This window comes from Bacillus sp. HSf4, from assembly GCF_029537375.1.
Lineage (GTDB): Bacteria > Bacillota > Bacilli > Bacillales > Bacillaceae > Bacillus > Bacillus sonorensis_A.
This window is the reverse complement of sequence record NZ_CP120679.1, coordinates 3721409-3739753: the sequence shown is the minus strand read 5'-3', so window position 1 is coordinate 3739753 and position 18345 is coordinate 3721409. Positions and strand designations below refer to the sequence as shown.

The 18345-nt window shown below is 46.9% G+C and carries 21 protein-coding genes and 2 pseudogenes; 18 read left to right on the top strand and 5 right to left on the bottom strand.

Features of this window, described 5'->3' with window-relative positions; all coding sequences use genetic code 11:
• Positions 1-3: 3 nt before the first annotated feature.
• Genes P3X63_RS19430 through hisIE form a run of 8 tightly spaced genes read left to right on the top strand, consistent with a single transcriptional unit; the run spans position 4 to position 6428 of the window.
• Positions 4-1179, top strand: coding sequence for an ATP phosphoribosyltransferase regulatory subunit (locus tag P3X63_RS19430; protein ID WP_026588892.1), 1176 nt, complete (start codon positions 4-6; stop codon positions 1177-1179).
• Positions 1172-1813 (top strand): ATP phosphoribosyltransferase, encoded by a 642-nt coding sequence (gene hisG, locus P3X63_RS19425; protein WP_026588891.1) that lies wholly within the window; start codon positions 1172-1174, stop codon positions 1811-1813. Before P3X63_RS19430 ends, hisG begins: the two co-directional genes overlap by 8 nt.
• Entirely contained in the window at positions 1810-3093 is a 1284-nt protein-coding gene (gene hisD / locus P3X63_RS19420) for a histidinol dehydrogenase (RefSeq protein WP_026588890.1), read from the top strand. Before hisG ends, hisD begins: the two co-directional genes overlap by 4 nt.
• Positions 3090-3674, top strand: coding sequence for an imidazoleglycerol-phosphate dehydratase HisB (gene hisB / locus P3X63_RS19415; protein WP_026588889.1), 585 nt, complete (start codon positions 3090-3092; stop codon positions 3672-3674). Before hisD ends, hisB begins: the two co-directional genes overlap by 4 nt.
• Positions 3675-4313, top strand: a complete 639-nt coding sequence (gene hisH, locus P3X63_RS19410) for an imidazole glycerol phosphate synthase subunit HisH (RefSeq protein WP_277691705.1) — start codon at positions 3675-3677, stop codon at positions 4311-4313.
• Positions 4310-5047, top strand: coding sequence for a 1-(5-phosphoribosyl)-5-[(5-phosphoribosylamino)methylideneamino]imidazole-4-carboxamide isomerase (gene hisA, locus P3X63_RS19405; RefSeq protein ID WP_277691704.1), 738 nt, complete (start codon positions 4310-4312; stop codon positions 5045-5047). Before hisH ends, hisA begins: the two co-directional genes overlap by 4 nt.
• Positions 5044-5802, top strand: coding sequence for an imidazole glycerol phosphate synthase subunit HisF (gene hisF, locus P3X63_RS19400; RefSeq protein WP_277691703.1), 759 nt, complete (start codon positions 5044-5046; stop codon positions 5800-5802). Before hisA ends, hisF begins: the two co-directional genes overlap by 4 nt.
• Complete coding sequence (gene hisIE / locus P3X63_RS19395) at positions 5799-6428, top strand: bifunctional phosphoribosyl-AMP cyclohydrolase/phosphoribosyl-ATP diphosphatase HisIE (protein ID WP_026588885.1); 630 nt, start codon at positions 5799-5801, stop codon at positions 6426-6428. The genes hisF and hisIE overlap by 4 nt, the downstream gene beginning before the upstream one ends.
• A 38-nt stretch (positions 6429-6466) precedes the next feature.
• On the opposite strand, the gene P3X63_RS19390 is transcribed toward hisIE, so the two are convergent.
• A complete protein-coding gene (locus P3X63_RS19390) occupies positions 6467-6961 on the bottom strand; it encodes a GNAT family N-acetyltransferase (RefSeq protein ID WP_481748581.1) in 495 nt (164 codons plus the stop codon).
• A gap of 298 nt (positions 6962-7259) precedes the next feature.
• On the opposite strand from P3X63_RS19390, the gene P3X63_RS19385 reads away from it, so the two are divergent.
• The 8 genes from P3X63_RS19385 (at position 7260) to P3X63_RS19350 (ending at position 14660) form a co-directional block, all read left to right on the top strand.
• A complete protein-coding gene (locus P3X63_RS19385) occupies positions 7260-8720 on the top strand; it encodes a tetratricopeptide repeat protein (protein WP_277691701.1) in 1461 nt (486 codons plus the stop codon).
• 176 nt (positions 8721-8896) lie between these two features.
• Entirely contained in the window at positions 8897-9847 is a 951-nt protein-coding gene (gene trxB / locus P3X63_RS19380) for a thioredoxin-disulfide reductase (protein WP_026588882.1), read from the top strand.
• Between the two features lie 407 nt (positions 9848-10254).
• Positions 10255-10728, top strand: a complete 474-nt coding sequence (locus P3X63_RS19375; protein ID WP_277691700.1) for an 8-oxo-dGTP diphosphatase — start codon at positions 10255-10257, stop codon at positions 10726-10728.
• Positions 10729-10746: 18 nt separating this feature from the next.
• Entirely contained in the window at positions 10747-11634 is an 888-nt protein-coding gene (rapZ, locus tag P3X63_RS19370) for an RNase adapter RapZ (protein ID WP_026588880.1), read from the top strand.
• A gap of 1 nt (position 11635) precedes the next feature.
• Positions 11636-12589 (top strand): gluconeogenesis factor YvcK family protein, encoded by a 954-nt coding sequence (locus tag P3X63_RS19365; RefSeq protein WP_026588879.1) that lies wholly within the window; start codon positions 11636-11638, stop codon positions 12587-12589.
• 28 nt (positions 12590-12617) lie between these two features.
• Positions 12618-13568: a DNA-binding protein WhiA gene (gene whiA, locus P3X63_RS19360; RefSeq protein WP_026588878.1), complete on the top strand. Its 951-nt coding sequence runs from the start codon at positions 12618-12620 to the stop codon at positions 13566-13568.
• Between the two features lie 24 nt (positions 13569-13592).
• Positions 13593-13850: an HPr family phosphocarrier protein gene (locus tag P3X63_RS19355; RefSeq protein WP_026588877.1), complete on the top strand. Its 258-nt coding sequence runs from the start codon at positions 13593-13595 to the stop codon at positions 13848-13850.
• A 45-nt stretch (positions 13851-13895) separates the two neighbouring features.
• Positions 13896-14660 carry an arylamine N-acetyltransferase gene (locus P3X63_RS19350; protein WP_277691699.1) on the top strand — a complete coding sequence of 255 codons (765 nt, stop codon included), beginning with the start codon at positions 13896-13898 and terminating at the stop codon, positions 14658-14660.
• 441 nt (positions 14661-15101) lie between these two features.
• Here the strand turns inward: P3X63_RS19350 and P3X63_RS19345 are convergent.
• From P3X63_RS19345 to P3X63_RS19335, 3 genes and pseudogenes are all read right to left on the bottom strand, one after another.
• Positions 15102-15300 (bottom strand): annotated as a pseudogene (locus tag P3X63_RS19345) (IS5/IS1182 family transposase); the annotation flags it as partial.
• Between the two features lie 133 nt (positions 15301-15433).
• Positions 15434-15784 (bottom strand): winged helix-turn-helix transcriptional regulator, encoded by a 351-nt coding sequence (locus tag P3X63_RS19340; RefSeq protein WP_277692945.1) that lies wholly within the window; start codon positions 15782-15784, stop codon positions 15434-15436.
• Positions 15767-16108, bottom strand: a pseudogene (locus tag P3X63_RS19335) (winged helix-turn-helix transcriptional regulator); the annotation flags it as partial. The gene P3X63_RS19340 and the pseudogene P3X63_RS19335, both read right to left, overlap by 18 nt.
• 175 nt (positions 16109-16283) lie before the next feature.
• On the opposite strand from P3X63_RS19335, the gene hxlA reads away from it, so the two are divergent.
• Both hxlA and hxlB read left to right on the top strand, forming a co-directional pair.
• Positions 16284-16916: a 3-hexulose-6-phosphate synthase gene (gene hxlA, locus P3X63_RS19330; protein WP_026588873.1), complete on the top strand. Its 633-nt coding sequence runs from the start codon at positions 16284-16286 to the stop codon at positions 16914-16916.
• A 4-nt stretch (positions 16917-16920) separates the two neighbouring features.
• On the top strand, positions 16921-17478 hold the full coding sequence (gene hxlB / locus P3X63_RS19325; RefSeq protein WP_277691698.1) for a 6-phospho-3-hexuloisomerase: 558 nt from the start codon (positions 16921-16923) through the stop codon (positions 17476-17478).
• Between the two features lie 134 nt (positions 17479-17612).
• On the opposite strand, the gene P3X63_RS19320 is transcribed toward hxlB, so the two are convergent.
• Positions 17613-18335, bottom strand: a complete 723-nt coding sequence (locus P3X63_RS19320; protein ID WP_277692944.1) for an ArsR/SmtB family transcription factor — start codon at positions 18333-18335, stop codon at positions 17613-17615.
• Positions 18336-18345: the final 10 nt, after the last annotated feature.

The following is an 18345-nucleotide window of genomic DNA, read 5'->3' as shown; positions in this document are numbered from 1 at the left end:
TATATGTTTATGTTCGAAAAACCGTACGGCATGAGAGACACTTTGCCTGAACTTTATGAAACAAAGAAAAAGGTGCGTTCATCTTTGACAGAGGTTATGGTTTTGTGGGGATATCAGTTTGTAGAGACGCCTACGCTGGAGTTTTATGATACCGTCGGTGTTCAATCGGCGATATTAGACCAGCAGCTTTTTAAGCTCCTGGATCAGGAGGGGAAAACCCTTGTTTTAAGGCCTGACATGACCACACCGATTGCAAGGGTGGCGGCGTCCAAGCTCCATAAAGAAAACCATCCGCTCCGAGTCGGATATGCGGCGAACGTTTTCCGGGCTCAGGAACGCGAAGGCGGCCGCCCCGCTGAATTCGAACAGGTAGGGGTCGAACTGATCGGCGATGGATCGACAAGCGCTGATGCCGAAGTGATCGCACTCGTGATTTTCTCGCTGAAAAAGGCGGGGCTGTCCTCTTTTAAAATCTCGATCGGTCATGTCGGCATTGCCGATGCTTTGTTTATGGAGGTATTGGGCAATGAAGAAAGGGCGCAAGTGCTGAGAAGGTATTTATATGAAAAGAACTATGTCGGTTATCGTGAGCATGTGAAGTCGCTGAATTTATCATCCATCGATAAAAGCAGACTGCTTGAGCTGCTGAAGCTTAGGGGCGGTATTGAAACGTGCGGCAAAGCAGAGCAGCTCGTCGATTCCGAAAAAGGAAAAAATGCGATCACAGAACTTGAGACGCTTTGGGAAACGCTCGGTGACTACGGATGTACGAATGATATCAAACTCGATTTCAGCATGGTCAGCCATATGAGCTATTACACGGGCATTTTATTTGAAGTTTATGCCGAAAACGTCGGCTTTCCAATCGGAAACGGCGGCCGCTATGATCAGCTTCTCGGTCATTTCGGCTCTCCGGCCGCGGCCACCGGCTTTGGAATCAGGATCGACAGGCTTCTGGAAGCTTTGAACCCAGACGAGGAGCAGGAAGACATGGATGTCGTGATTTTCAGCACAGAACAGCGGGCGGAAGCGATCAAATTTGCCGAAGAAGAGCGGCTGAAAGGCAAAAAAGTCGTTGTGCAGGATTTAGCGGGAATCGAAAATATCGACCGGATGACCAAATCTTTTCAAAATGTAACCTATTTTATCGGGGCCAGAAAGGAAGAACAGCATGGATAAGGAATTGACGATTGCGATGCCGAAAGGACGGATTTTTGAAGAAGCCGCCGGATTGCTGCGGCAAGCCGGCTATCAGCTTCCGGAAGAATTCGATGATTCAAGAAAGCTGATTCTTGATGTCCCTGAAGAAAACCTTCGCTTTATTCTCGCCAAGCCGATGGATGTGGCGACATATGTTGAGCATGGAGTGGCTGATGTCGGAATCGCCGGCAAAGATGTCATGCTTGAAGAAGAGCGTGATGTGTATGAGGTGCTTGATTTGAAAATCAGCAAATGCCACCTTGCTGTGGCCGGCCTGCCTCTGGCGGCGGCCGGCGGAGTTGCACCGCGGGTCGCGACGAAATATCCAAACGTCGCATCAAGCTATTTCAGGGAACAGGGAGAGCAGGTGGAAATCATCAAGCTCAACGGCTCGATTGAGCTCGCTCCGCTCATCGGCCTTGCCGACAGGATCGTTGACATTGTGTCGACGGGGCAGACTTTGCGGGAAAATGGTCTTGTAGAAACAGAAAAGATTTGTGAGATCACGTCCCGGTTGATCGTAAACCCTGTCAGCTACCGAATGAAGGATGAAGTGATCGATGAAATGGCTTCACGGCTGTCTCTCATTGTGGAAGGGGAAAAGACAAAATGAAGATTATATCCATCAGCGGAAACGCGGCTGTTTCATTAAAACGTTCCATCAGCTCCGGGACGGAAGAACAGAGAAAAGCGGTCTGTGCGATCATTGAAGAAGTGAAGAAAAATGGAGACGCGGCTCTTTCTGCTTATACCCGGCAGTTCGACGGAGTCGATATTGCCGATTTCCGCGTTTCTGCACAGGAGATTGAAGAAGCATACGGCAAGCTGAAACAAAGTGATCTCACCACCTTAAAAGCGGCGATCTTCAATATCAAAGAGTACCATGAACGCCAGCTGTCATCTTCGTGGTTTTATCACCGGAAGGACGGGACGATGCTCGGCCAAAAGATCACGCCGCTGGATTCAGCCGGTGTTTATGTACCAGGCGGGACCGCCGCTTATCCATCATCTGTCATGATGAATGTGATCCCTGCACTTGTCGCGGGCGTCAAGCGGATCGTCCTCGTCTCCCCGCCAGGAAAAGACGGCAAATTGTCTCCCGGTGTTTTGGTTGCGGCGGCCGAGCTCGGCATAGCAGAAATGTGCAAAATCGGTGGTGCACAGGCGATCGCGGCATTGGCATACGGAACGGAAACGATTCTGCCCGTTGATAAGATTACGGGGCCGGGGAATATTTATGTCGCTTTGGCAAAGCGGGAAGTATTCGGCCAGGTTGATATTGACATGATTGCAGGGCCAAGCGAAATCGCGGTGCTTGCCGATCAGACGGCAGACCCGCGGGAGGTGGCCGCTGATCTTCTGTCACAGGCTGAACATGACACAATGGCTTCAAGCATTCTTGTCACCGACTCCCGTCTGCTTGCCGAAGCGGTTCAACAAGAGATCGAGCAGCAGCTTGAGCGTCTGCCGCGAAAAGAGATTGCCCGTCAGTCGATTGAGGACTACGGCCGCATTTATGTTGCAGATACGCTTGATGATGCGGTCTCTGCGGTGAACGAGCTTGCTCCTGAACACTTGGAGATTTTAACGGCTCACCCTGAGGCGCTGCTAGGGAAGATCAGACACGCAGGCGCCATTTTCCTGGGGCGCTACAGTTCCGAACCTGTCGGTGATTATTTTGCGGGCCCGAACCATGTGCTGCCGACAAACGGAACGGCCAAATTTTCAAGCCCGCTCAATGTCACAGACTTTCAAAAGCGATCCAGCATCATTTCATACAGCAAGGAAGCGTTTGCGGAAAACGCTGAAAAAATCGCAGCCTTCGCCAGATTGGAAGGGCTTGAAGCCCATGCCAGAGCAATCGAATTCAGAAACCGGGAGGAAGACCGATGAGAAAAGCCGAACGGGCAAGAAAAACGAATGAGACAGACATTAAATTGTCCTTTAACATCGATGGAGAAGGAAAAGCAGACATTCAAACAGATGTCCCCTTTATGACGCATATGCTTGATTTATTTACAAAACACGGACAATTTGATTTTTCTGTTGATGCAAAAGGCGATGTGGAAATCGATGATCACCATACAACAGAAGACATCGGCATATGCCTGGGGCAGGCGCTTTTGGAAGCGCTCGGCGATAAAAAAGGCATCAAGCGCTACGGTTCAAGTTTAGTGCCGATGGATGAAGCGCTCGCCCAAGTCGCTGTCGATTTAAGCAACAGGCCGCATCTTGAATTCAGGGCCGAGTTTCCGAGCCAGAAGGTAGGAACATTTGATACGGAGCTTGTCCACGAATTTTTATGGAAGCTGGCTCTCGAAGCAAGGATGAACCTTCATGTGATCGTTCATTACGGCACAAATACACACCACATCATCGAAGCGATTTTTAAAGCGCTGGGACGCGCGCTTGATGAAGCGACAATGATTGATCCACGTGTCAAAGGAATTCCATCAACGAAAGGAATGCTGTAAATGATCGGTGTCATTGACTATGGAATGGGCAATTTGTACAGCGTTTCTAAAGCGCTTGAGCGGATTGATGCCCCTTATTTTGTATCGGAGTCGCCAGGCGAGCTTCAGAAAGCTGACAGCTACATCCTTCCCGGTGTCGGCGCTTTCCGGGATGCGATGGAGATTTTGCATAAAACAGACCTGATCCCCTTTATTCGGGACGCTGTCAGTGAAGGAAAGCTTCTTCTCGGCATCTGCCTAGGGATGCAGCTTTTGTTCGCCGAAAGCGAGGAGCAGGGAACAACAGAAGGTCTCGGACTGTTAAAAGGGAAAGCCATCAAGCTGAAGGGGAGCGATCAAGCCGGAAACCGCCTGAAAGTCCCGCACATGGGCTGGAACCGCCTGACGGTTCATCGCGAATCACCGCTTTTGCAGGAAACTGAGGAAGGGTACGCGTATTTTGTCCATTCCTACTATATCAGCGGTATGGATGAAGAAGCATTGCTGGCCAGTGCGGATTACGGTGTTCGCATTCCCGCCGTCGTAGGTTTAGGCAATGTGTACGGCGCCCAATTTCATCCGGAAAAAAGCAGCACGGTCGGAATGTCGATTTTAACACGGTTCCAACAGCTGACAGAAGAACAGAAGGTGAAAAAATGAGCGGATTTACATTATATCCTGCCATCGATATGAGAAATGGCAAATGTGTAAGGCTTGTACAGGGAGACTATGCAAAAGAAACGATATACGGCGATTCCCCGCTGGAAATGGCGTCCCTTTTTGCCGGCGAAGGCGCCGATTGGATTCATCTTGTTGATTTGGACGGCGCCAGGGAAGGGAAAAAAGTAAATGACAGCCATGTGGTAAGGATCGTCAATGAGCTGAATGTCAATGTACAGGTCGGCGGCGGCATCAGAACTGAAAAAGATGTCTATGAATATTTGTCACAAGGCGTAGAAAGGGTTATTTTAGGAAGCTCAGCCGTTTCAAACCCGGATTTTGTCAAAAGGATGCTGAATACATATCGGCATCACATCGCCATCGGACTTGATGCAAGAGACGGGTTTGTCTCGACGGAAGGCTGGCTTGAAACATCGGCCGTGAAAGCGGAAGAGCTTGGCCGTGAGCTTGCAGGAGAAGGTGCGGAGGTTTTTATCTTTACCGATATTGCAACGGACGGTATGCTGTCCGGGCCGAATATCGACAGCACGGTTCAGCTTGCAAAAGCAACCGGCAAGCAGGTGATTGCCTCCGGAGGCGTCAGCTCCCTCGCCGACCTTGAAGCATTGGCGATCCGCAGCGCAGACGGCGTCAGCGGCGCCATTGTCGGAAAAGCTCTTTATACAAACAAATTCACCGTGTCTGCAGCGCTTGAAAGGGTGGGAAGCAAGTGATCACAAAGCGAATTATTCCATGTCTGGATGTGAAGGACGGCCGGGTTGTCAAGGGCATTCAGTTTCTTGAACTGAAAGATGCCGGTGATCCGGTCGAACTTGCTAAGATATATGACAAAGAAGGCGCTGATGAACTCGTCTTTCTCGATATTTCCGCTTCTCATGAAGGGAGAAAAACGATGGTTGACGTTGTGGAAAGAGTGGCGGCAAAGCTCGCCATTCCGTTTACTGTCGGCGGGGGCATCAATCATCTTGAGGATATGAAAACAATTTTGCGGGCGGGAGCGGACAAAGTGTCCGTCAACACAGCGGCTGTTCTCCGCCCTGAACTGATCGCAGAAGGTGCGGCATTCTTCGGCTCGCAATGCATTGTCGTCGCCATTGATGCGAAATATGATCAAGACGCGGGCCAATATTTTGTATACACCCATGGCGGCCGAAAAAAAACCGATCTTGAAGCTGCATCATGGGCGAAGGAAGCCGTTCGGCGGGGCGCCGGTGAAATCCTGTTGACAAGCATGGATTCAGACGGGGAGAAAACCGGCTTTGACCACAGGCTGACAAAGCTTGTATCAGAAGCGGTTCCGGTCCCGGTCATTGCATCGGGAGGCGCGGGAAGCGCCGCGCATATGCACGCGGTATTTGAAGAGGGCCAAGCAGACGCCGCTCTGGCCGCTTCAATTTTTCATTATAAAGAAACATCTGTCAAAGAAGTGAAAGCTTATTTAAAAGAGCGCGGGGTGAATATCAGATGATAACGGCAGAAGAATTGAATTTTAATGAAGCTGGTTTAATCCCGGCGATCGTCCAGGATGCAGCAAGCAAAGAAGTGCTGACCCTGGCTTATATGAACAAAGAATCGTTCCAAAAAACACTGGATACAAAGGAAACATGGTTTTACAGCCGCTCACGCGGAGAGCTGTGGCACAAAGGAGCCACATCGGGCAATATCCAGCGTGTCAAGGATATCCGCCTGGACTGTGATCAGGATGCGCTTGTCGTGCTTGTTGAACCGGCAGGTCCGGCCTGCCATAAAGGAACGTACAGCTGTTTTACTTCATTGGACGGACACAAGACAGCCGGAGGAGACCGTTTCGCGATCATAAACGAACTTGAATCAGTGATTGCCGAGCGTCAGGCTGAAATGCCTGAAGGAGCTTACACGACATATTTGTTTCGGGAAGGCGTAGATAAGATTTTGAAAAAAGTCGGCGAAGAAGCTGCGGAAGTTATAATCGCTGCAAAAAACCGGAATCATGAAGAATTGAAATGGGAAGCGGCGGATCTCCTCTATCATCTGCTTGTCCTTTTAAGGGAACAGTCACTCCCGCTTGATGAAGTGTTAGACGTATTGAAAAAACGTCATGAAGGAAACGAATGATTTGACCAAAAGGGGCTTGTACCCCTTTTGTCCGTTTTTCACCCGATGTTCAGGCTCATCACCAGCTGCTCTCCGATAGGGCCCATTTTTCTTTCTCCGGTGTCTTTAAAGCCTGCTTTCCCATACAGACGCTGTGCCGCAGTGTTTTTATGATTGACGGCTAAAACGATTTCATCACATTGGCTGAATTCCCTGCCGGTGAATTCCGGAAGTTTGAGCATCCCCATTGTGCCGAAGCCTTTACCTTGCTGTTTATAATCGATTGATAAAGCTGTCAGCAGCATTGCCTTACGGTTTTTCGTATAATCTTTCACCCTGTCGCTTGTGTGTAGAATAAAGAATCCCACGGGTGTCCCTTCATATAAAATCACGATTGGATGCTGTCCGTCTGCCGGGCTTAATACATCTTTAGGAAAAGCGGTAAATCGGCTTTGTTCTTCCGGAAGCTCGAACGCAAGCAATACGGGTAGATGTTCCTCGGAAAAATGCACAAGTTCCAGCTTGTTGTCCAAATCATGTCCCCCCTTTTTTATTATCATATAACGGGAACGTATATTCGTCATCTATAGAATTTCAATATTCTGAGGCAAAAAACTCTTTTTTACGGAATGATTCGCTGGAAAATAATGATGAAAAATAACGGCTTAACATCCGATATAAAGCGTGTGCGGAGCAGATGACAGCTGCATGCATCAGGGAGAAAAAAGTCAAAATCCGCTGGTAAAAGTGGAAATTGGAGAGAATTTTCTCGAAACTTGTTTTTGACCTGTTAAGCCTGCTGGAAACTATGTTATACTACTCACGGTATACAGTTTGAATTGGAGGGTATCTGTGGGAAAGTACACTTCTGAACACCAAAAAAACACGACGATTGTCCAGCTGTTTCAAGACGGACAATATTTATATCATAAAGGGCTGAAAGCGTACAGAGAACGAAATTTATCCCGCGCGAGCAAGCTCATTCAGAGAGCGATTTTTCTTGAGCCCGACAACACGGGCATGCTGAGTCAGCTTGCCGTCATTTATACAGAAATGGGCTTTTACCAGCAGTCAAATGAACTTTTAGATTTTATATTGAAAAACATGAATGAAAAAATGACGGAATGCTACTATTTTAAAGCGAACAACTATGCTCATCTCGGCCTTTTCCAGGAAGCTTATAAAGCGGCAGAGACGTATTTGAAAGAAGACCCAAACGGTGAATTCAGCACGGAAAACGCAGAGCTCCTTGATTTATTGGATATGGGGGAAGAAGGTCAAGGCTTCTCGGAGTATGATCAGGATGATTTGATCCTGAAACAGGATCGGGCGAAGTCGCTGCTTGAGAACGGACAGCTTCAGGAATCCATCGTGATGCTAGAAGAGATTATCGCTGATTATCCGGAATTTTGGTCGGCTTACAACAATTTGGCGCTTGCTTATTTTTATGCGGGCGACGTCCAAAAAGCCAAGGCGACGATTTTTACCGTTTTGGAAAAAAGCCATGGAAACCTGCATGCGCTATGCAATCTGCTTATTTTTTACCATTATGAGCGAAAAGACGACAAGGTTAAAGAGCTTTCTGAACAGCTCTCCAATATTTATCCGATGCTGATTGAACAAAGGTATAAGCTCGGGGCCACACTTTCGCTCGTCGGCAGGCACGATCTCGGTTTTAAATGGCTGAAATCTCTTTACCGTATGGGTTTTGAAGGAGATGAAACCTTTTATTACTGGCTCTCCTGCTCCGCATACTTTACAGGCCGCACCCAGTTTGCCCGCTCCGTATGGAAGAAGATGCAGGAGGAGCACCCTGATGCCGCCCGCATGGAGCCGTGGAAAGAACGGCGGGAAAAAACCCCCGTTCAGCGCGCGCTTGAAGAACGCCTTGCCGCATACTATATCAGCGGAAGAAAAGGGGAAAAAGAACAGCTTAAAGCCGTGCTTGATTCAAAAATGGCCAAAACGACGTTTGAAGACCAGTTTATCAGGCTCGTGCTGTACGGTGAAAACGGAGAAGCCGCCGCATCGAAGGAGGCGCTTCTTGCGTACAGGACGGCAAAAGCGATTGAAGAGGCGGACAGATCCGCAATCGAACAGGAAGCGATGTGCTTTTGGATATTCCATGTCATTCAGCAGATCAGGGCTTACGGCCTTCAGCTGAAAAACGCCGGCGGTTTGGCCGCGGCCATCTATTTCATCTGGAAAACAGCGCACCATGAGCGCCTCACCAAAGCTGAAACGGCAAAGCTTTTTCACATCTCGCCGGGAACGCTTTCCAAATATGAACGTACATTAAAAGAGCATCTATAAACAGGTATGAACGGACGTTCAGCCTGTTTTCTTATTGTGTGAGCAAAAAGATAGCGCTTATTCATGATATTTTATAGGATATGGGTAAGGAAGATACAAGAAGGGAATCTTATTTGAAGAGGATTGGACTGCTTGCCGACAAAAGCAGCAAGAAGATTCATGAAGGAGTGAACATTGTGTCAGAAGAAAAGATTTATGACTGCATTATTATAGGAGCGGGTCCTGCAGGAATGACAGCGGCCGTCTATACATCGAGGGCGAACCTGTCAACATTGATGGTTGAAAGAGGGGTTCCCGGCGGACAAATGGCCAATACAGAGGATGTTGAGAACTATCCGGGGTTTGAAAGCATTCTGGGGCCTGAACTTTCAAATAAAATGTTTGAGCACGCGAAAAAATTCGGAGCGGAATACGCATACGGCGATATCAAAGAAGTCGTTGACAACGGAGACACGAAGATCGTCAAAGCCGGTTCCAAAGAATTCAAAGCCCGTGCTGTCATCATCACAGCCGGCGCTGAATACAAGAAGCTCGGCGTTCCGGGCGAAAAAGAGCTCGGCGGCCGCGGCGTTTCCTATTGTGCGGTATGTGACGGCGCATTCTTTAAAAACAAAGAGCTCGTCGTTGTCGGAGGCGGAGATTCTGCTGTAGAAGAAGGCGTCTACTTAACCCGTTTCGCTTCAAAAGTAACGATTGTTCACCGCCGCGATAAACTGAGAGCGCAAAGCATTCTTCAGGCCCGGGCGTTTGACAACGAAAAGATCGACTTCAAGTGGAACAAGACGGTCAAGGAAATCCACGAACAAGACGGAAAAGTCGGCAAAGTGACGCTTGTTGATACCGTCACAGGCGAGGAAGAAGAATTCCGTACGGATGGCGTCTTTATCTACATCGGCATGCTGCCGCTGTCAGAGCCGTTTAAAAACCTCGGCATTACAAATGAAGAGGGCTACATTGTAACAAACGAACAGATGGAAACAAAAGTCGATGGCATCTACGCCGCCGGGGACATCCGTGAAAAAACCCTTCGCCAAATCGTTACTGCAACAGGCGATGGAAGCATTGCCGCACAGAGTGTTCAGCATTACATTGAAGAGCTGAATGAAAAAGAAAAGGCTGTAAAATAACGCCATTTAATCGTCATCATGTTTTAACCGCGCTGTAACACCAGTGAAACAAAAATTCGTTATGATTGGTACAGTAATTGACCCCCTTTTATAATGAATTCTTTTGGCACGGATTGTCATAATCCGTGTCCTTTTTTTGACCGGATCACTTTTTACAAATTTTCGCAATTTGTTCATATTTACTCGATGAACAGGCGGATTTTGCTGTAAAATAGAATGCAAGAACAGTTTTCGCAAGCGCTTTCATTTTCTTGTTTATCCCTGTTCTGCAATCTGCCGGTCCGCGTATTCAAAATGGCCGGATTCATCCAGGAAAAGACGTTTTTTACAGTTGGACTGCATGTTCATTGTGACTGGCTCCAGGAAACGGTATAATAGAAAAAAGAATTGAAGGAATTAAAGGATGGGTGACAGACTTGCAAAGAGTGACGAATTGTGTGCTGATTTCCGATGATCAAGTCCTTTTGCTGCAAAAACCACGCAGAGGCTGGTGGGTGGCTCCCGGCGGGAAAATGGAACGCGGGGAAACGGTAAGGGACGCCGTCATCAGAGAATACCGCGAAGAGACGGGCCTGTATGTGCTAAACCCGAAGCTGAAAGGAATATTCACCTTCATCATAAAAGAAAATGATCAGGTTGTATCAGAATGGATGATGTTCACGTTCGTCGCCGATCATTATACTGGAAAGCATGTGGAGGAGTCTGAGGAAGGCATCATTAAATGGCATCAGGCAGAGGACATAGAGAATTTGCCGATGGCGCCCGGCGATGTTCACATACTTGACTTTATGATGAAAGGCAAGGGTCTGCTTCACGGCACCTTTACTTATACACCTGACTTTGAACTGCTGTCCTACCGTCTGGATCCGCAGCGCGACTAAGTTTAAGGGGGGAAAAGCATGAATGCAAACGGAAGCCATGACATTCAGCTTGTGATAATAACCGGTATGTCTGGAGCAGGGAAAACAGTGGCGATTCAAAGTTTTGAAGACCTCGGTTTTTTCTGTGTCGATAATTTGCCGCCGTCCTTGCTCCCGAAGTTTTTGGAACTGATGAAAGAGTCAAGTTCAAAAATGAGCAAGGTGGCTCTTGTGATGGATTTGCGCGGAAGGGAGTTTTTTGACAGCCTGATTGAGGCGCTTGATGAAATCGGTGAAACGTCTTGGATCACCCCGCGCATTTTATTTTTGGATGCAAAGGATTCGATTCTTGTGTCAAGGTATAAAGAAACAAGGCGGTCACACCCTCTCGCCACGACAGGACTGCCGCTTGAGGGAATCGAAACCGAACGCGAGCTTTTGGAGGAACTGAAAGGCCGATCACAGATTATTTATGACACATCTGATATGAAGCCGAGGGATCTTCGCGAAAAAATCGTCCAGCACTTTGCGACTGACGCGGGACACACCTTTACGGTAAACGTCATGTCATTCGGTTTTAAATACGGAATTCCGATTGACGCCGACCTTGTATTTGATGTGAGGTTTTTGCCGAACCCGTACTACATTGACAGCATGAGGCCGCTGACAGGCAAGGATCACGAAGTGTCTTCCTATGTGATGAAATGGAATGAAACGCAAAAGTTTCTTGAAAAGCTGACTGATCTTTTAAGCTTTATGCTCCCTTCGTACAAGCGCGAAGGAAAAAGCCAGCTCGTGATTGCGATCGGCTGCACAGGCGGTCAGCACCGCTCTGTGACGCTTGCGGAATATCTTTCCGATTATTTTAAAAAGGACTTCTATACTCATGTTACTCACCGGGACATCGAGAAAAAGAGCAGAAAATAGCATGGCTGATCAGAAAAAAATCGCGATATTTGGCGGCGGAACAGGTCTTTCTGTTTTGCTGAGGGGATTAAAGCACCAGCCGGTCGACATTACGGCGATTGTGACGGTCGCTGATGACGGCGGCAGCTCCGGGAGATTGCGGAATGAGCTGTCCATTCCCCCGCCCGGGGATGTCAGGAATGTGCTGGCCGCGCTTTCCGACGTTGAACCTCTCGTTGAAGACCTGTTTCAGCACCGCTTCAACAAAGGCGGCGATTTGCTCGGCCATTCGCTTGGAAACTTGATTTTGGCGGCGATGACGAATATAACCGGTGATTTCTTTCACGCCGTCACCGAAATGAGCAAGGTCTTAAATGTGCGGGGCAGAGTGCTCCCGGCTGCAAATACAAGCGTTGTACTTCATGCGGAAATGGATGACGGAAGAATCATTTCGGGCGAGTCGACCATACCGTCCTACGGCCGGCGGATCAAAAGGGTGTTTCTAACCCCGGAAAAGATCGAGCCTGTTCCGGAAACAATTGAAGTCATACGCGAGGCTGATCTGCTCATACTTGGACCCGGCAGCCTGTACACGAGCATTCTGCCGAACTTGCTCGTCCCGAAAATAGGGGAGGAAATATTAAACGCAGCGGCTAAAAAGGTCTATATTTGCAATGTGATGACACAGCCCGGCGAAACGCTATATTACAGCGCTGCCGACCATGTCAAAGCGCTTAATCAGCATTTGGGAAGTCCGTTTATTGATACGATCCTTGTCAACAGCGAGGAAATTCCCGGGGATATCCGGGAAAGATATGCAAAAGAACAGGCTCAGCCCGTACAGTTCAACATTGACGATCTGACCGAGATGGGGCTTGAAGTCATCAAGGATCAGATTGTCACGTATGAGAATGGCGTCATCCGCCATGATACACATAAAGTCGCTTCGCTTCTTGTTGATTTGTTAAAAGAATAGCAGGCCTTGGAATGGGGGTGTCTAAAAAATGTCATTTGCATCGGAAACGAAAAAAGAACTTACAAACCTTGAAGTAAAGGATTGCTGCGCTAAAGCGGAACTTTCTGCCCTCATTCGGATGAACGGTTCATTGTCTTTTTCAAACCGAAAAGTGGTTCTCGATGTCCAAACCGAGAACGCGGCCATTGCAAGAAGGATTTATACTTTGCTCAAGAAGCAATATGACGTATCCGTCGAGCTGCTGGTGCGAAAGAAAATGAGACTGAAAAAAAACAATGTGTACATCGTGCGCCTGATCGAAAACGCAAAATCAATTCTCGAAGACTTAAAAATTCTCGGAGACAACTTCGTCATCGTCAGAAGCATTTCGGAAGACCTCGTCAAGAAGAGATGCTGCAAGAGGTCTTATATGAGAGGTGCGTTTTTAGCCGGAGGATCTGTCAACAATCCGGAGACATCTTCCTACCATCTCGAAATTTTTTCGATGTACAAAGAGCATAACGATTCATTATGCAGCCTCATGAACCTTTTTCATTTGAACAGCAAAACACTCGAGCGGAAAAAGGGATATATCACTTATCTGAAGGAAGCGGAAAAGATCACAGAATTTTTAAATGTCATCGGCGCACACAATTCTCTGCTTCGCTTTGAAGACGTCCGGATCGTGCGCGATATGAGAAATTCTGTCAACCGTCTCGTCAATTGCGAAACGGCTAATCTAAACAAGACGATCGGCGCTTCGCTCAGACAGGTTGAAAACATTAAATTCATCGATGAAAAAATCGGCCTTGATGCTTTGCCCGAAAAGCTGAGGGAAATTGCACAGCTCCGCATCGATTACCAGGAAGTGACCTTAAAGGAGCTCGGGGAAATGATGACGAGCGGGAAAATCAGCAAATCGGGCATCAATCACCGCCTCAGAAAACTGGATGAAATCGCAGAACAACTGCGTTCAGGACAATCTGTCTCTTTGAAATAATCTGCAGGGAATGGGGGAGATCGTATGGTGCAAAAAAAAGTGGAAATTCTTTTGAAAACAGGCCTGCAAGCCCGGCCGGCGGCACTGTTTGTTCAGGAAGCCAACCGTTTTCAATCAGATATCTTTCTCGAAAAGGGAGAGAAAAAAGTGAATGCGAAAAGCATCATGGGGCTGATGAGCCTTGCTGTCAGTTCGGGGGCGGAAGTCACGCTCATCGCCGACGGAACCGATGAACAGGAAGCCCTTGATACGTTGACCGCATATGTTCAAGAAAAAAGCTGAACCTCTTTCGGGGTTTGGCTTTTTATTCAAAGTGAAAGGGGAATCATGATGACGGCTCTGCTCGATTCGCTCTATAAGAGGATCGGATACCGGTCCAATCAGCCTGTGACATTTGCCGATCTGCCTGAATTTTTATCATTAATGGCCCTTCAGTTTCCTTTTGAAAACAGTGCGGTTTTAAACAAGGAACGGATACCGATGACAAAAGAAGGTTTGGCGGACGCCTTGCTCAACAATCAGCGGGGCGGATTATGCTATGATTTAAACGCTTTTTTATATTATATTCTGAAGGAAATTGGTTTTTCTGTTGAGCTGGTTCAGGGAACGGTCTTCAAAGAAGATACGCAAACATGGACGCTGACAGGAACACATGTCGCCGTTGTCCTGCGGGAAGGCCATGATACTTATCTCCTTGACACGGGCTTCGGCACCAATCTTCCGCTTGCACCTGTCCCGTTTTCAGGAGAAACCGTCACTTCGAAAACGGGGGCTTACCGCGTCAGAAAGACCAAGACGGATAAAGGCGATTATCTTCTTGAAATGAATAAAGGTGAAGGCTGGCAGAAGGGGTATGCCTTTACATTAAAGCCGATCGATGAAAAAGTGCTCGCAAGCGTTCGCGATGTCATTTTTGATGATGAAGGATCACCATTTAATCAAAAGCCGCTCGCATCCAAACTGACGAAGAACGGAAAAGTGATTTTGTCAAAGGATCATTTGACAAAGCATACGGAATACGGGGTGACAAAAGAAAAGGTGAAGGACGGGGAATTTGCAAACATTTTTAAAGATATATTCTTTGATGAATAGCATAGCTTAGCCGGCATGCCGGCACCCGTCAAAAAACTTCTTTCGTTCAGGCGCCTCTCAGGTCATCCACAAGAAGATACGAGAATACAAGTGTTTGTCTTGAGAAGATTCGGTGTGAACAAAAAAGGATCGGGCGATTACCGAAAAACAAATGGGGTTTCTGTTTTTGATCCCGTTTGACGTCGGATCCATGCCGCCTCCCTGCGTATAAAGTGCTCAGCAATATGCTCGGCTCCAATCTGATGTTGAGCGCAGCAGCCGACATCGACGTTTATTTTATCTTCAAGACCGCTCTATACGGCTCGGAAGGTGTATGAACAGGCCGTTTGACATCATATTATATTTAATAAAGTAAAAATAAAAGCTGGTGAACCATATCGAGCGATTCGCCAGCTTTTGTTTTTTTGTATCTGAGCGATGGTCATCCGTCACTCATTTCCTCACGGCGAGAAGTTTAAGCTCGATGTTGATGTCCACTTTGCACAAAGGTGTAGTCTTCGGACGCCGCGGTTTGTTTGACATGACCAGATGCGCTCTCCACATCTTTTTGGTAAAGCGTTCGGCCTTCTTCGCTTTTCCGTTTTTAATGCTCCTTTTCTTTTCGTGCCTCATACACCGGATGATAGTCCACTTGGCGACTTTCGTAATGTACTTGTTCACGTCTTGCTATTTAAACGAAACTCGAACACGCATCATTTCTCATCATTCTTCTAACTGGACGCCACGGCGGCGTAATTGGATGTACCCCGATAGCCCGATGTCCATATTAAGGATCATTCAACCTTTTTTCGTGTTCCACAATGTTGTTCCATATAATTGTGACCCCAATCTTCTAATGCTTTGAGAATTGGAAATAGACTTTCACCTTGTTTTGTCAAGGAATATTCTACTTTAGGGGGAACAACTGGATATACTTCTCGATGAACGAGTCCGTCTTCTTCCAAATCCCTAAGTTGAGTCGTCAACATTTTCTTTGTGATAGCCGGAATGAGTTTTCTAAGTTCTCCAAATCGCTTTGTTCCTTTTAAGCCTAAATGACATAAAATAATCAGCTTCCATTTACCCTCTATAACAGACAATGTTAGTTTCTTCTCAGAATACATGCCGTCATCTTTTTCCTTCATCTGTTCTAAATGTTTTTTTCCCCAGTCATATAACATATCTAGAATGGGCAATAAACTTTTCCCTTGTTCTGTTAAGGAATACTCTACTTTAGGGGGCGCAACGCGATATACTTCCCGATGAATGAGTCCGTTTTTCTCTAATTCTCTCAGCTGATTCGTTAACATTTGTTGTGTGATTTTAGGTGTTAATTGCTTAAGCTCGTAAAAGCGTTTTGTTCCTTTTAACCCTAAATGACATAAAAGAGTCAGTTTCCATTTACCCTCTAGGATAGACAATGTTAATTCTTTTTCAGGATATATTCCTTTGAGTGTTTTCGTCATCATCCCATCCCTCTCTCTTGCATTAGTCTATTTTAAGATACTATATCAGAAAAAAGTGCCTACTTACATAAATAAGGTTTTGTATCTATTATAGATGATGACAAATTTCTATATGGAAGATTTAGTGATTTGATTTATCTGGATAGGATAAAAATTTGACCAGCAGGAGGAATAATCAATGAAATTACAATTAGCGTTAGATCTTGTCAACATTCCGGAAGCGAAGAAAGTCGTCAAAGAGGTAGAAGAACATATTGATATCGTAGAGATTGGTACACCCATTATTAAAATTGAAGGGCTTAAAGCTGTTCAAGAAATAAAAGAAGCTTTCCCCGGGTTGCAAGTATTGGCAGACTTAAAAACAATGGATGCTGCAGCGTATGAAGTACAGAAAGCTTCCGAAGCAAATGCGGATATCGTGACGATTCTAGGCGTGGCTGAAGATGAATCGATTAAAGGAGCTGTTGAAGAAGCGAAAAAGCAAGGGAAGGAGGTTCTTGTTGATTTGATCGCGGTGAAAGATATCGAAGCGCGGGCAAAAGAGCTAGATACATTCGGCGTCGATTACATTTGTGTACATACGGGCTATGATCTTCAAGCCGTCGGTAAGAACTCATTCGAAGATCTTCAAACTATTAAACGTGTTGTTCAACATGCTAAAACAGCTATCGCCGGCGGAATTAAACTGGAAACATTGCCAGAAGTGATTAAGGCTCAACCGGATTTGGTTATTGTCGGCGGGGGAATCGCTGGGCAGGAAGATAAAAAAGCTGTTGCAGCCAAAATGCAAGATATGATTCAACAAGGTTGATCCGATGAAGACTACTGAATTTTTACAGGAAATCATGAAGGAGCTCAATCATTCAGTAGGTTTAATCGCTGATGAGGAAGCTGAAACATTAGTAGACAAAATTCTTGAATCCAAAAAGATCTTTGTGGCTGGAGCCGGCAGATCAGGATTTATGGCAAAATCCTTTGTGATGCGAATGATGCATATGGGGATCGACGCTTATGTTTTAGGTGAAACGGTGACGCCAAACTTTGAAGAACATGATATTTTAATGATCGGCTCAGGTTCAGGTGAAACGAAGGGGTTGATTACCATTGCTGAAAAGGCAAAAAGTATTGGCGGAACAATTGCCGCTGTTACATTAGTACCGGAATCAACGATTGGAAAGCTTGCTCATTTCACCATTCAATTACCCGGGGCAGTCAAAGACCGAACCAACAGCGATTATCAAACCATTCAACCGATGGGCTCACTATTTGAGCAAACCCTTTTGCTTTTTTATGATGCGGTTATCTTAAGGTTGATGGAGAAAAAGGGATTAGATACAAATAAAATGTATGGAAAACATGCCAATCTAGAATAATTGCAGGGGTCTGTCCTTTGTACACCATCGGCCATTTCGTTCACAACACGCGCCTTCCCGGAAGGAATGAGGTCGGATGAATCCATACTGCTTAGAAGCAGTATGGAAAACGTAGAAAAAAGCTGCCCAAAAGGTCAATTTCTTATGATCTTTTGGGACAGCTCTTTTTTTATTGAAAGGCCGAAAACGCGTTCCAGTTCTTTTTCGCCTTTAGGGGTGACGGTGACAGCTCTTGTTTTCAGACGGCGCCTGATCCAATCCATGCGGAAAAATAAGTCCAGCAATGCGGCCCCTAAAGCTCCCGCAATATGGTGCCGTCTTTCGCTCCAATCGAGGCACTTGTGGCAAAAGGAGCGGCGCTTTTTTCGGACTTGGGAAATGTCGATACCCAGTTCTTTGAAGCATGCGGCGCCTTTTTCAGTCACAGCAAAAGCGCTCTCCTCTTCTTGCAAAAATCCCATTTCCACAAGCCGTTCGGCAAGTATGACACCGAGTGTCCCGGCCAGATGATCATAGCATGTCCGCGCTTTTCGGAGCGCTTGATCTTCGGCTGACTGCCTGAGGGAGCGAATCCCGCCGGGCGGTGCAATGTTCAGAAGACTTTCCAGCGCTTGGGCAATGTTTGCGTTTTTCAGGCGGTAATAACGATGCCGGCCTTGTTTTTGGCAGAACAGCATATCGGCATCCGCCAGCTTGGAAAGGTGAAAGCTTGCAGTCTGCGGCTTAATACCAGCAAAGCCGGCAAGCTCACTGGCCGTATAGAAGCGGTCATCGAGCAGTGCGGTTAACATGGCTGCCCGCGAAGAATCGCTGACAAGCTTTGCGGTCTCGGCCATTTTCGTCGGATGAGCGTTCATCACGTTTCCT